Below are 13,861 nucleotides of genomic sequence, written 5' to 3'. Positions count from 1 at the left end.
CTATTTGTGTCCACCAGTCCCCAACGCATCGAAGTGAGGCGCCCCATGGCATCGAAGCAAGAACAGCCCAAGCAGAAGAAACCCGGGATGTTCTCCCAGATCAAGCAGGTCTACCAGTTCACGGCTCGCGAGGACAGGGCCCTGCCGTGGCTCTTCGGCGGCGCCCTCGCACTGCCGGTGGTCATCTGCATCATCCTGGGCTTCGTCTTCCACTGGAACTGGTTCGGTTGGGTCACCTCGGTCATCCTCGCACTCATGATCGGCCTGCTCTTGGCCACCATCGTCCTGACGCGCCGCGCCGATGCCGTCGGCTTCCGCCAGCTCGAAGGCCGTCCGGGCGCCGCCATCAGCGTACTGGGCAATATGAAGCGCGCCGGCTACGACTTCCCCGAAGAACCGGTATGGGTCGACCCGCGCACCCAGGACGCCGTCTGGCGCGGCACCGGGTACCAGGGCATCTACCTGGTCGGCGAGGGCGACTACGGACGCGTGATGCGTGCCATGGACCGCCAGGAGAAGCTGATCAAGGGCGTCACCGCAGGCTCGTCCATCCCGGTGTACCGCATCTGCGTGGGCAACGGACCCAAGCAGGTCAAGCTCAGGGACCTGCGCAACACGGTGATCAAGAAGCGCACCTACTTCCCCAACACCAGCGGTGGCAAGCTCTCCCGCGCCATCAAGAAGAAGCGCCGCTTCATGATGACCAAGGACCAGCTCATCACCCTCAACGAACGTCTGCGCACCCTGCAGCGCAAGAACGGCATGGGCATCCCCAAGGGCGTCGACCCGATGCGCATGCAGCACATGTCCAAGCGGGCCATGCGCGGCAAGTAAATCGGGTTCTTTTCCAAGGCAACAGGCGTCCGTCGAGCGATCGGCGGACGCCTGTTGCGTATTGCGTTCCATATTGTGCACAAGGGGTGCGCATGCCCGGCCGTAGTACCGCGGCCGCCGCACAGTCGCTGGAATGCCAAGGGTTTCGCCGTACCGCGGCGGCAGGATGGGCCGGGGCCGAAACATATTCGTAACGCAAGCTTCGAGCGAGCGAAACGCGCCGCCCTAAGCTGTTACACCGTAAGCACTTTACGAAAGGAGCGGTCCCGTGACCACACTCGAAACCAAGGCAGATGCCGAGGCCCTCATCAACAAGGAAGGCATTGAATATGTCTCCGTCCGCTTCACGGATCTGATTGGCGTCCAGCAGCACTTCACCGTCCCTGCCAGCGAATTCCTCAAGGATGCCTTCGACGAGGGCATGCCGTTCGACGGTTCCTCCATCGAAGGCTTCCAGGCCATCAACGAGTCCGACATGAAGCTCGTGCCGGATATCACGACCGCCTACGTGGACCCGTTCCGCAAGCACAAGACCCTCAACGTGGCCTTCTCCATCGTCGACCCGCTCACCGACGAGCCCTATTCGCGTGACCCGCGCCAGGTGGCCGCCAAGGCCGAGGCCTACCTCAAGTCCACCGGCATCGCCGACACCGCCTCCTTCGCCCCCGAGGCCGAGTTCTTCATCTTCGACAAGGTGCGCTTCGGCAACGACATGCGCGGCTCCTTCTACGAGGTCGATTCCATCGAGGCCCCGTGGAACTCCGGCCTGGACGTCGAGGAGGACGGCACCCCGAACATCGGCTTCAAGAACCGTGTCAAGCGCGGCTACTTCCCCGTCCCGCCGCTGGACCACACGCAGGACCTGCGCGACGACATGGTCGCCAACCTGCAGAAGGTCGGCCTGATCCTGGAGCGCGCCCACCACGAGGTCGGCGGCGCCGGCCAGCAGGAGATCAACTACCGCTTCAACTCCCTGCAGCACGCAGGCGACGACCTGATGAAGTACAAGTACGTCGTCCACGAGACGGCAGCCCTTGCCGGCAAGGCCGCGACCTTCATGCCCAAGCCGCTCGCCGGCGACAACGGCACCGGCATGCACTGCCACCAGTCCCTGTGGAAGGACGGCAAGCCGCTGTTCTACGACGAGAAGAACTATGGCGGCCTGTCCGACATGGCCCGCTGGTACATCGGCGGCCTGATCAAGCACTCCTCCTCCGTGCTGGCCTTCACCAACCCGTCGCTCAACTCCTACCACCGTCTGGTGCCGGGCTTCGAGGCACCGGTCAACCTGGTGTACTCCGCCCGCAACCGTTCCGCGGCCATCCGCATCCCGCTCGCGGGCACCTCGCCGGCTGCCAAGCGCATCGAGTTCCGTGCGCCGGATCCGTCCTGCAACCCGTTCCTGGCCTTCTCCGCCCAGCTCATGGCCGGCCTGGACGGCATCCTCAACCACATCGAGCCGCCGGAGCCGGTCGACAAGGACCTCTACGAGCTGCCGCCGGAGGAGCATGCCGGCATCAAGCAGGTGCCGAGCTCCCTGGCCGAGGCGCTCGACGCCCTTGAGGAGGACCACGACTTCCTGACCGCCGGCGACGTGTTCACCGACGACCTCATCGAGACGTGGATCGACCTCAAGCGCGGCGAGATCGACCAGGCCCGCCTGCAGCCCACCCCGCTCGAGTACGAGCTGTACTTCCACATCTGATAGCCACAGCTCCTGAGCCCTACTGCCGGTTGGAAAACAGCAGTTACAGAATAGCTCAGGTCACTTATAAGTCACTTGTGCAGTGGCTTCGGACGCACGACCCCCACACAAACCGCCATGGTTTGCGTGGGGGTCGTGCGCGTTTCACGCCGAGTCCTCCGGCAGGGACTCCAGCCAGTCGTCCAGGTCGCGCCGTCGAATGCGCATGATGGTCGTGTAGGCGTAGCAGGCTATGAGGTCGCCGCGGCCCACGGCCAGTCTGATGTTCGCTTCGGTCAGTCCTGTGAGCGCGGCGGCCTCCGGCACGCCCAATAGCGGTCGATGCTCGATGGGCACGTAGGGCTTCTTCTTCGGCCTGGCCGCAGTGCTCTCGGACTCGGGCGTCTTCTTCGGTTCCGTCATAGCAGAGGCTATGCGTCGCTTCGGGTCACTGGATGCCGGTCACTTGGACGTCCTGTCCGTTCAGCGTGCCGGCGCAGTCGACGGGGTCTTCTTGGCGGTCGCGTTGAACATGTTCGTGACGTTCGCCTCGAACGTGTACGTCCAGTTGACGTCGTCAGTGAACATCACTCCACTGTTGCCGGACGTCCATGGCACTTTGAAACCGTACGGGTATGCCTGCTCGCCCGCCGTCCGGCACAGTCCCGGAATCCGGTTCGCGGTTGTGGTGGGCGAACAGGCATACCCGACAGTAGCTGCGAGAGCACGGGCGAACGTGAATGAGGTGATGGTCAGCGTGAAGAACGGTCCAGCGTCATCCGATGACGCCTGTGGACGGGACGATGGCGGAACCGGAGACGTTGGCGCATCCGATTTAAACGGAGCCTGGAGATTTGTCTTCCTTTCCTTCAAAGACTATCGCATCTCGTAAAAAGACCATGTGTCGCACTGATATGCAAACGCCCGCATCCATGCCGGAAGCATAGGTGCGGGCGTTTTCACATGCTAGGGTCTGATCACATGTACGGATGGCTCAACGGTCCGGAGAACAGGCCCCTCGTATCCACCTCGGACCAACCGTCGATGGTATCTTGAACCTTTGAATCGAGCAGGTCGAGGGTGCGGTAGTCGCCATTGGCCGGGCAGCCGACCATAACGGCCGATTTGAACGCGTCCGGATATTCCCTCAGGTACTCCACGTAGCCGCGGAGCTTGCCGAGCGTGTCGGCGAGGAAGTCGCCGTGCGGGTCGACGATCGACGGACGGATCACGCCGTCGCCGTCGCGGACGAAGAAGATGAAGTCTGGCCTCAGGGCCTGCCTGCCGTTGGACGCGTTGTACGGGATGGAGAAGCTGTACGTCGAGTTGTTGCTGGGATTGCGGTAGAACGCGACGGTGTACGGACGGTCGAGTTCGGTCTCGAGGACGTGGCGTTCCGCCGCGTTCAGCTTCAGCGGATACAGGCCGTCGTCGCGCTGCACGATGTGCCTCGGCCATGCCTTGCCGACGCCGGCCACCTTCGTGGCCGTGGGCCATGCCAGATGCGTGAGCCGGTGTCTGGCCGACTCGCGCTCCAGTTGCTCGTACTCCTCCCTCCGCGCGGCGGTCAGCTGTATCCTGGCGCCCTGGGCCGTCACGTCGAACAGGTCGCCGCGGTATTCCGCGGCCCACTTGCGCAGACGATCCATGATCTCGGATGTGCGCACGATCGTGGCGAGCCGCAGGTTCGCCTCGTCGATGTCGACGCCGTGTTCGAGGCAGAACCGCTGGTAGGCGTTGGGCAGCTCGTCGCCGCTGAACTCCCTGCGGGCGGGCGCTGCGGCCTTCTCGATGCCGTCATCGTCGATCGGGGCGACGCCCTTCTCCCGGTCCTCCTGGTTCCTGCGGCGGTCGAGGATGATCTTGACCATGGGGGTGTTCTCGATCTCGGCGCGCTTGGCGTCGTACGCCTCGCGCTCGGCCGCGATGGCGCCCTCGACCTCACGGCAGAACTGTTCGTCCACATCGTGCTCGGCGGTTTGAAGCAGTTCCGTGGTATCCATCAGCGTGGCCGCGTCGAGCAGGGACCTGAACTCGTTGCGGGCCTTCTTCGGGTTTCTCCTGACCGGGATGGAGTCGTAGGCGGCCTTGATGCCCTCCCATTCTGCCGGCGTGAAAGACGAGTCTCGTTTGGTCAACGGTTCGGGCCTCGGCATGGGCCTTGGCGCGGCCTGGGGCTGGTACAGGGGGTTGACGGGTCCCGATTCGGGGTTTGGAGCCGGCTTCGGTTCCGGTGTGGTCGTAGGTTCCGATCCGGATGCCGGGACCGGTTCGGGTTCCGTGGTGGCCGCCGGGGCGTCTTCGGTTTCCGGCAGGTCATCGAGGCCGGGCAACGGCGCCGGCGAAGCGGCACGCGCCGCCTCGCTCCATTCGGCCATCTGCCTCTCGTAGTCGTCGCGGCCGCGGGGCACGGCGGGAGAGACGTCCTGCGGGTTCTCGAGGACGCCGTCCTTGCCGGCGACGGCGGCTTCAGGCTCCTTGCCATTTCCGGTCAGGTAGTCGACGATCTCATGCGTGGTCTGCGGGTTGAAGTTCGGCAGGTAGCAGGCCACCGAGTCGAGGATGCCGTCGTCGGTCCGGTGAGCGAGCGGCGTGCGGACCATGCGCCCGATGAGCTGGGTGATATACGTCGGGTCCTTGCGCGTGCGTTGTGAGAACAGCACCTCGGCGCGCGGGCAGTCCCAGCCGTTCGACACGGCCTCCTTGGCGAACAGCACGCGGGTGAGGCGCGCGCCCTGGACGTTCTCGGGCCGGATGTAGGGGATGTAGTAGCGCCCGGCGCGGATGTTCCCGTGCTCGCCGAACACGTTGGCGAAGCTGGTTTCGAACGCGAGCTGGGACTTCAGACCGGGGACCAGGGATGAGATCTGGTCGCACAGGCCAGCCAGTGCCCCGTCGGAAATGTGGTCGGCCGTCTGGACGAGCAGTAGGGGCGACACCGGCGGCTCGCCGTTGTCGACGCAGTACGCGGCCCAGCGTTCGCAGGCCTCGTTGTAGCGACGGCAGGCGAGAGTCAGGTACTGGTGCTCCACGGCCGTGTCGGTGTCGGGGACGTATAGCTCGATGGTGTCCTTCAGCAGTCCCGACTCCTGCACGTCCGACGGGGCGACCCTGACGGGGGACATGCAGTCGCGGTCGTTTCTCTCCTGCATGGCCGCGACGAAGCGTTGCGGCGTGGCCGACACGCCCACCACGACGGGCATGGCGGCGCGCCCCTCGAATCCGTCGATGAGGTTCGCGTAGATGGTGGCCGTGTCGGACGGGGCGGAGGCCTCCGGCCCCAGGCCGCGGTGCGCCTCGTCGATGAACAGGTACAGGTTGCGCTCCGGGTCGCGGATGGTGGTGTCCAGCACGTCCCAGAACGTGCGCCCCGAGGTGGCCTCGGTGCCACGGGTGAGGATGCCGTTCCTCGACAGCATGTTCTTCGACAGGAAGTACACGTTGCGCGGCCGCAGGCGTTCCTCCGCGAAGTCGGAGCCGATGACGTGCAGCATGCTGTAATCGGTGAAATCGGCCGACAGCTTGTCCGACACCTGCATGATGCGGTTGCGGGTCTGCTCGTTCAACGCGGGCGACTCGGACAGCCACAGCACCACGGCGTGCGGGTCGGGGTCCAACGCCATCGCGTCGTCGCCGAAGAACAGCGTCTCGATGGCGGCGGCGCTCATGACCGTCTTGCCGGCGCCAGTCGGCGCGGCCAGGCATGTGGCCGACAGGCGGCCGTCTTCCCAGTAGTCGCGCGTCATGCGGCGCAGCGACCTCGACAGCTTCTCCACGGCGGCGGACTGGAAGTCCTTCAGAACGGCCCTCATGGGCATTCCTCCTTCAGTTGTTGGCGCCTTCGGCGCTGATGCGGAACGAACGCAGGTAGTCGGCGTACAGGCGCACGGCGGGCAGGCCGCCGAGCATGGCCGACACCGACGCGAAACGGCGCTCGTCGTCGGTCACGACGTACACCAGCCCGACATGGGGCGCCTTCGCCAGTTCGGAGACGAACGCGTTGGCGCGGGACGGGTCGAACAGGACCGCATACGTGTCGGCGATGTCCCAGTCCGGCTTTTCGTCCATGATGCAACGCCCCCGTGCGCCGGCCCTGAGCCATAGCAGCGGCGCCACCTCGCGGAACGCCATGCCGAGCCTGACGGCCGTGGGGTCCTGGTAGGTCAGGTCGTAGAAGACGGCGTTCTCCTCGAAGCCGTCGGCCATGGGAAACTGGTCACGCACCGACGGATCTGGTACTTGCTTCTTGACGTAGTAGTTTCTCTTAATCGGCTTGCCCGTTTTCTTGCTAATGGCTTGCGCATCCTCGTCCAACTCGAAGCTCTCCTTCGTAATGGAATAGGAACCTTTGACAGGCTCGCCATCGGGGGTTCTTCCGGTGATGGCTGCCGTGATACGGGGCTTGGTGATGTACTCGCAGATGCCGCGCGCCTCCCACTCAGAATCGCCTTGGCGGTGACCGGCCTTGATAAGGGTCTTCGCCTCCTCCACACCCACCTCATTGTTGGTCACGCTAATGGAACGGCGACGGCCGCCGTCCTGGTGATTCAGACGCATGACGGCATGAGCCGTAGTGCCGGAACCGGAAAAGAAGTCGACCACGAGTGCGTCGGGCTTATCGGCTACGAAGAAACGGATGGTATCTTCGACTGCGTAAAGGGACTTGGGATAAGGAAAGCGTCTATTGATTAACAACGAGTTGATCATATTCGTCCCATGTGTCGCATCGTGTGAATTCATGGTCCACACATCTTTAGGACGTACCTCGTTCAAGGACTCCTGCGGCGCAATAATTAATTTACCGCTAGATTCCTTTCCGAGAATATACACCTGCCCTGTTAAAACTTTTTTGCGGTCGTTATCTTTTAAATATAGAAATTGAGCCGCTTCCTTGCTTTCATCTGTTGCTGAAAGATAGCAAGTGCCTTCTTCCAGCTGCTCCTGCAACCTGGAAGGCTGAACTTGCCAGCAGCCCTCCTCCCCATTGGGACGCAAAGGCCATGCCGCCCAGGTCCCCGAAGGACAGATAACATCATGACGATCCACTTCACCCGGGAGTGGGCTGCCGATGGAATGCAATGATCCGTCCGATCGATTTATGAAGATGGGATAAAACAGTCCGGGACGCCCTTTTCTGGATGCCCCCAAACTCGATCCCCTTCGTTTAAGATATTGCCAGCAAACAGGTAACTCGGTTGTCGCCGTTTTCCCCGTTCCGTTCATATCCGATGGAGTGGAAATCGGCGCGGCTGCACCAAGCATTACATAATAAATAAACTCGGCACAGCGGGAAAATTCATTCCTTCGGTTTGACCCTTTCTTGCTTATAACCGAGGTCACCATTTGAATATTGGCATCGGGAAACACGCTATCCAAGAGTAATCCAAGACGGGTGTATTCCTTCTCGTCGATGGTGACGATGAGCACGCTGTCAGCGGGGTTCAGCAGACGCTTGGCGAGCTTCAGGCGGCGTTCCATGAACGCGAGCCACTTCGAGTGGCGATACTGGTCGGAACCATCGACGTAGTCGTTGTTGTACTTCCAATCCTTCGCGCCCGTGTTGTACGGCGGGTCGATGTAGATGCAGTCGACCTTGCCCGCGCAGGCGAACGCCAGAGCCTCGAGCGCGTGGTAGTTCTCGCCGTTGATGACGACTTGGTAGGGCTTGTCTCCGCCGTGCTCCACACGGCCGGTCTCTCTGAGCCCCGCGTAGATGGGCTGGTCGTATTCCGACACGGCGACCAGGTCGGACACGTCGACGGTGCGCGGCTCCCCGTCGTTGTCCGCGTAGTCGGGAGCCACGTAGGCGTACAGGTCGGCCTTGCCGTCATGCAGTGCGGAGATGCGCCACAGCGAGCGGTTCTCCGCCGATTCGGCGGTGCCGCGTCGGGGCAGGACCTGCACGACGTCGCGTGCCGTGACCGGCTTGCCGTACAGCCTCATGCGTTCCGGCCGGTTGTGCTCGAACACAAGTCCGTACTGTCGGGTCGAGGCGAACTGCCTGATGTCGGCGGCCAGCTTCGGATCGCCGAGCTTCACGGCACGGTTGATAAGGCTCTGCACTTCGGCTTGCGAGGTCTGGCTACTCACCACTGCACTCCCTTTGGTCACAATACACTCCGCCGTCATTTTATTGGCAATACGGGCGAAACGCCCATATTGTACCGCTATGCGTCCCGGTGTTTCACGAGCCCATGGGGTCGTGGATTCCTGATCGGGCATGGAAAGCCTTGGCGGAGGAACGGGAGTAACGGAGTTCCACCGGGACCGGCGCCGGCGGGTCGGACGTCTCGGTACGGGCGTCCGCGCGCGCTCGTCCGCACCCGGGGCGCGGCTACAATGGGGGCGATTCCACTTACGATCGGAGGATCGGATTGTCTCTATCCCCACAGCGGCAACTGGACAATTACCTGAGCCAGTTCGCGGAGAAGCAGGTCGACGGAAAATACCTCGGGCTATACGACGGGGAGCGGCGGTTCGGGCGCGTCTTCGCATGGCTGCACGAGCAGTACAACAACGCCTTCGAGTTCATGAATTACAAGGCCCCGCAGGGCGTGGGCGGTCACTTCAACGCCGACCCCAGCCGTGAGCTGATGGAGGTGAACGAGACATACTCCGCGTTGCTGAGGATCGCCTCCAAGGCCGGGATACGGATTGAAACCAAGCCCGAATACCAAAGGGTGATCGATAGCTCCCCTGGGTGGCTCCAACCGACTTGCGGGAGTCCCATCCCGGAGGGGCTCACGCCGATAGAGGTCGAATACTACGACACGGTGTTCGAGACGGAGGAGAGCGGGACGACGCTTGCCGGAACGGAACAGGTCCGGCTTCAACTCGTCGGAGAAGGGGCCTATGCGTTCGTCCATAAGTTCACCGACCCGAACTACGGCATCCAGATCGCGCGCAAGAGGCTGAAGAAGGACGCGGACCCCAAGGAGGTCGAGAGGTTCCGCAGGGAGTTCGACATCATGAAGCGGTTCGACTTCCCCTACATCCTGAAGGTCTACCGCTACGACGAATCGGACAACAGCTACACGATGGAGTACTGCGAGCACACGCTGAGGGACTACATCTCGCACAACATCCAGAAGATGTCTTACCAGACCCGCCACAAGATGGCGATGCAGTTCCTGTACGCGATGAACTTCCTGCACAGGCGTGGCGTGTGCCACCGCGACCTCAGCTACAGAAATGTGCTCGTCCATACGTATAGAGGCAGCGATGCGTTCATGGTCAAGGTCTCCGACTTCGGGCTCGCCAAGGAGAAGACCTCGGATCTCACGAGCACGGGCTCCGCGATGAAAGGCTCCATAATAGATCCGGCCCTGAAATCGTTCAGGGATTTCAAGCCGGTCAACGACATATATTCGATTGGTTTCATTCTCAACTACACCCTCACTGGCAAGGAGAACCTTGTCACCGATGGATCGCGGCTGGGCTCCATCATCCAGAAATGCTCGGCCACCAACCCCGCCGACCGGTATCAGACGGTGAAGGGCATCATCGAGGAGATGAAGAAGCTACGAGACTCGCGGACTGCACTACAGTCCGCATAAGGTCTCCGATAAGAGATATCGGCAAAACGCCATCAGGCACAAGCTCTCTCCTCTCCCCCAGCTATTTTCCACTGTGGGATAACGGCCCATCCCGCCGCTATGAGAATTCCTTGACATATGCCCCGTGCCATGCAGACAAGGAAAATCCGTCGGATACCCATGTCTTCTCTCGCATCCCAATATCAGGTGCTTTCGCTTTCGTAACAGGTGAGGCAGTGGTGTTCCCTGTTCACCGCCCCCTGGGTTCCGCCAGCGAGCCACATCATTACAGCCTGTAAGGATGCTGCTTTCAATGATCGCCCCCCCCCCCGCGCGACCCGACACCCCCTCCTGGAGGTTAACTGCACGAATGTAGTTAACCTCGCTGAAAATGTAGTTAACCGCATGTCCTCAAAACGTTGGAATGACGCCGTTTTCAAGGGAAAAATGCAGTTAATGCACTTAATGTAGCCATTTGCGATTTTTTCTTTCCCCGATTTACCGCCTAGGGGCGTGATTTAAGTGCATTAACTGCATCGAGGGCGAGGAATCGTTGGAACGACGCCGTTCCGACCACCCGACGTTAACTGCATTCCCCGCGAGGCTAAGTGCATGACCGCCCCGTTAACCGCATCCGGCGCGCCTGACGGGGACAGGACCGCAAGCCCATGGGCGGAGGAAAAGAACGGGTATCCCAATCCGGGATGTTTTTCGCAACCGCCCTTTCCTTGATAATCCGCCGTTTTCGATGCCCTGCGGGCGTGAGCGCATAGACGCACTCGCAAACCATGCGGGCACTGCACGCATGGAGGTCTGATGTCGAAAGGAAACGAGTCGATGGACGAACACGAGGAGCTGGTCGACGGCGGCTGGATCGCAGAACGCATGGGCATCGCACGCCCGAGCGTGGCCCGTATCATGGCGCGTCTCGGCGTACCTCGATACGAGTTCGGGCCGAAATGCGTGCGCTATCCGAAAAGCCGCGTAGAGGCCGCCATCGCCGCCTGCCTGCATGACACAGGCCGCAGGAACAACCGATAAAGGAAGAATGCCCCGCCGATCCGACACGACCGGCGGGGCGGAAAGGACACACATGGAAGATCATGTGAATCCAATGGACGGAATGCGTCCCGGCGGCGACTATACGGCGGCACAACTGGGCGAACTCCTCCGTCTGCTCAACGCGAACTACCATCTACGCGGCGGGGACATCAACACGCACCTGGTACTCGGAGGCATCCGGTTCAGCGATCCGCCGACGCTGGACACGTGCAACAAATGGCTGACCGATTCCGGCCCGGTCGCCGAGGCGGCCATGATGCCCGGCGGGGGACCCATCTGGCCCATCGGATATCAGAAGGCGGTCACCGCCATCGCGGAAGGGCGCTATCGTGTCTGCGACAACGACCCTAACGTGTTCTACGCGCTCGACCGCCCCGATGACGGCATGGAGGCGCTGGAAAGCTACCATGTACTCAACTTCGAGTCCGAACTGGATGTAAAATCGGCAAGCCGCTCCAGGGAGATCGAACGTGCGCTGAAGGCGATGATCCGCCTGATGGCCACGCTCCGTCCCGACCTGTACGCACCGGTACGCCGGGGTGCGCGCATACACACGCCCTCCGGCCGTCAGGCGACCATGTACGTCAAGGACGGCAAGCCGACCCTGACGAAGAAGGACGAGCCGGACCGCATCCCGTACATCGTCGACATCGCAGTGCCCGAGGAAGCGCTCCCCGGAAACAAGGACGACTATCAGGCTATGAACGTGCGCGTCCATAAATGGATGAGCTTTGTCACCGGCACCGAGGCATCCGCCTTGAACCTGGCGCTGTACTGGGCGTATCCGATCATGGCGCCACGGCTGGAGAATCTGTGGTGCTTCTACGGTCAAGGAGGCAACGGCAAGGGGCTGCTGTTCGGCGGGTTCCGCAGGACGTTCGACCGCTGGTGCAGCGAGATTGACATCGAACGCCTGTCACAGGGCGGCTTCGACGGCGGCAACGAGGCTGGCAAACTGGTCGACGCCCTATGGGTCTCCGACCCTGAATCCGACATGTCGAGCGAGGCATGCGCCCGCGCGATGAAGAAGATCGCCACATGCGACCCGTTCACCGTGCGCTACGGCGGCGGCGTCGCCTACGAGGTGCGCCCGCACTGCGGTTTCATCTCGCTGACGAACAGGGCGCCATACAAGGAGGCGACGCGGGCGTTTGAGCGCCGCCTGGTCGAAGTGAACGCCAGCGAGGGCCACACGCACGACGAGTTCGCCAAACTGGCCAACTGGCTCGATAACCGATACGGCGCCGTCGAGATGCTGCTGTTCTCCGCGGCCCTATGGACGCACGGTTATCGTCCCGACATGACCGAGTCCATCGGCACGCTTGAGAGCCTCGACGAGTCCGAGCTGTTCGCCGTCAAGGAGATTGTGGAGAAGGGCTTCACGGTAAGCGCCGACAACCCGTATCTGGGCAAGGGCCACCGCTATTCGCGCTCGTTCATCAACCGCACCGGCCTGAAGACGGGCCGACGTCAGGGCGACTTCGGCCTGACGGTCAAGAGCGAGTCCATGTTCAAACCGTATCGGGAGGCGATGGAGTCCATGCTGACCGCCGATGTGCGGCAGGCTGAAGCCCTGAAGGAGAAGAAGGCGACGCGAGCCGTCACCGACCTCGCCACCCTGACGCCAAACGACGCCGATCCGGTTGAATGGGCGCGGGCGAAGCGCGACGGCGGCGATACCGGCGTGTACGTACCTGCCGAGAACAAGGTGGCGAGGAACTGGCATCGGAAGGCCGAATCGGGACAGGCCGCCACGCTGCCCGATTTCACCGTGTCCCCGTCTGCCGCGGAGATCGCGGGCGATAACACCGTCATCATCGACTGGGACGCCGACCATGACGGCAACGGCTGCGAGCATGGCCTGAACCGCATGGAGCGCGACCTGGGCGCGCCCATCGGTTCCGAAGACTTCCCCATGCCATATCTGGAGCGTTCGGCGCGCGGCGGCTACCATGGCACGTACCGCGTGCCACCGGACCTGATGCGATATTTCAAGAAAAGCGCCGTCGGCAAGGCCACGAGCGGCGATCCCACGCTGCTAGTCGACTTGAAGGCCGCGGGCGGCGGCTACGTCATCTGCGCAGGCTCCCGGACGGATCAGGGCGTGTACGAACCGGTCGCCGCACCCATCGACGGCAGGGTACCGATGCTGACCCAGCCGATGCTGGAGCTGTTCTCCAAATACGGTTTCGTACGTATGCCGGAGGCATACACCGGCCCGGACGGCAAGGCGCATGTGGGGCACGGCGACTCGCGTCCGACCGTCGCCCCGAGCTCGTTCAAACGGTTCAGGTCATCGGATGGCCGTTTGCACCTGGATACATCCCCGATGCCGCGCGGGGCGCGCCATAACGAGCTGCTGCGCCGTGCCGTGTACGTGGTGGCCGCGGCGACAGCCATGAATCTCCCCCAGTCCGACATCGATTCCGCGTTCGACGAGCTTCGCTCCCTGGCCGGCGATCACGACAGGAAGGATACGGAGCACGTGTTGGAGGATGCCGCCCGCAACTACGGCTTCCAATACCGTCGACCACGTACGGACAATCCGAATGACTGACCGGTTGACGGCGCGTTCGCACCGCCGCGATACCGACCGGCCAGGTTTGGGGTACCCCCATGCCCCTTGGCGGGGATTCCGTCGATCGGAAGCTGGTTCCCTGTGATGGTATAATCGCCATGATATCGGCGGGCCGCCATGGCGGCCCGCTTAATATCAGCAGTCGTCGACATTCGCTCGCGGATTGCA

At 62.4% G+C, this 13,861-nt stretch carries 9 protein-coding genes; 5 read left to right on the top strand and 4 right to left on the bottom strand.

The genetic code is table 11. The features are described 5' to 3' along the window. Positions 1–45: 45 nt before the first annotated feature. Together BCUN_RS08265 and glnA are read left to right on the top strand one after the other, a co-directional pair. Positions 46–834: a DUF4191 domain-containing protein gene (locus tag BCUN_RS08265; protein WP_033516735.1), complete on the top strand. Its 789-nt coding sequence runs from the start codon at positions 46–48 to the stop codon at positions 832–834. Between the two features lie 268 nt (positions 835–1,102). Next, positions 1,103–2,539 (top strand): type I glutamate--ammonia ligase, encoded by a 1,437-nt coding sequence (gene glnA, locus BCUN_RS08260; RefSeq protein ID WP_033516717.1) that lies wholly within the window; start codon positions 1,103–1,105, stop codon positions 2,537–2,539. 144 nt (positions 2,540–2,683) lie between these two features. Here glnA and BCUN_RS12810 read toward each other — a convergent pair whose 3' ends face one another. The 4 genes from BCUN_RS12810 to BCUN_RS08245 all read right to left on the bottom strand — a co-directional run bounded on the left by BCUN_RS12810 (position 2,684) and on the right by BCUN_RS08245 (position 8,740). Beyond that, on the bottom strand, positions 2,684–2,941 hold the full coding sequence (locus BCUN_RS12810) for a helix-turn-helix domain-containing protein (RefSeq protein WP_238552359.1): 258 nt from the start codon (positions 2,939–2,941) through the stop codon (positions 2,684–2,686). Between the two features lie 60 nt (positions 2,942–3,001). After that, on the bottom strand, positions 3,002–3,391 hold the full coding sequence (locus BCUN_RS13055; RefSeq protein WP_476559207.1) for a YPYG domain-containing protein: 390 nt from the start codon (positions 3,389–3,391) through the stop codon (positions 3,002–3,004). Positions 3,392–3,495: 104 nt separating this feature from the next. After that, on the bottom strand, positions 3,496–6,330 hold the full coding sequence (locus tag BCUN_RS11550) for a DEAD/DEAH box helicase family protein (RefSeq protein WP_051920960.1): 2,835 nt from the start codon (positions 6,328–6,330) through the stop codon (positions 3,496–3,498). Positions 6,331–6,343: 13 nt separating this feature from the next. Further along, complete coding sequence (locus BCUN_RS08245; protein WP_202961096.1) at positions 6,344–8,740, bottom strand: site-specific DNA-methyltransferase; 2,397 nt, start codon at positions 8,738–8,740, stop codon at positions 6,344–6,346. Between the two features lie 152 nt (positions 8,741–8,892). Here BCUN_RS08245 and BCUN_RS08240 point away from each other — a divergent pair, with 152 nt between their 5' ends. The 3 genes from BCUN_RS08240 (at position 8,893) to BCUN_RS08230 (ending at position 13,672) form a co-directional block, all read left to right on the top strand. Continuing rightward, positions 8,893–10,074, top strand: a complete 1,182-nt coding sequence (locus tag BCUN_RS08240) for a protein kinase family protein (RefSeq protein ID WP_051920958.1) — start codon at positions 8,893–8,895, stop codon at positions 10,072–10,074. Positions 10,075–10,869: 795 nt separating this feature from the next. After that, positions 10,870–11,094: a hypothetical protein gene (locus tag BCUN_RS08235; protein ID WP_129866187.1), complete on the top strand. Its 225-nt coding sequence runs from the start codon at positions 10,870–10,872 to the stop codon at positions 11,092–11,094. Positions 11,095–11,146: 52 nt separating this feature from the next. Next, entirely contained in the window at positions 11,147–13,672 is a 2,526-nt protein-coding gene (locus tag BCUN_RS08230) for a DUF5906 domain-containing protein (RefSeq protein WP_152598133.1), read from the top strand. Positions 13,673–13,861 lie beyond the last annotated feature (189 nt).

Origin of the sequence: Bifidobacterium cuniculi (assembly GCF_000741575.1) — a bacterium.
Classification (GTDB): domain Bacteria; phylum Actinomycetota; class Actinomycetes; order Actinomycetales; family Bifidobacteriaceae; genus Bifidobacterium; species Bifidobacterium cuniculi.
This window is presented reverse-complemented; position numbering and strand designations above follow the sequence as displayed.

Coding starts and splice junctions, on each gene's coding strand:
- BCUN_RS08230 (WP_152598133.1), top strand. CDS start 11,147: ATGGAAGATCATGTGAATCCAATGGACGGAATGCGTCCCGGCGGCGAC.
- BCUN_RS08235 (WP_129866187.1), top strand. CDS start 10,870: ATGTCGAAAGGAAACGAGTCGATGGACGAACACGAGGAGCTGGTCGAC.
- BCUN_RS11550 (WP_051920960.1), bottom strand. CDS start 6,330: ATGAGGGCCGTTCTGAAGGACTTCCAGTCCGCCGCCGTGGAGAAGCTG.
- BCUN_RS08245 (WP_202961096.1), bottom strand. CDS start 8,740: ATGCCCGATCAGGAATCCACGACCCCATGGGCTCGTGAAACACCGGGA.
- BCUN_RS12810 (WP_238552359.1), bottom strand. CDS start 2,941: ATGACGGAACCGAAGAAGACGCCCGAGTCCGAGAGCACTGCGGCCAGG.
- BCUN_RS08265 (WP_033516735.1), top strand. CDS start 46: ATGGCATCGAAGCAAGAACAGCCCAAGCAGAAGAAACCCGGGATGTTC.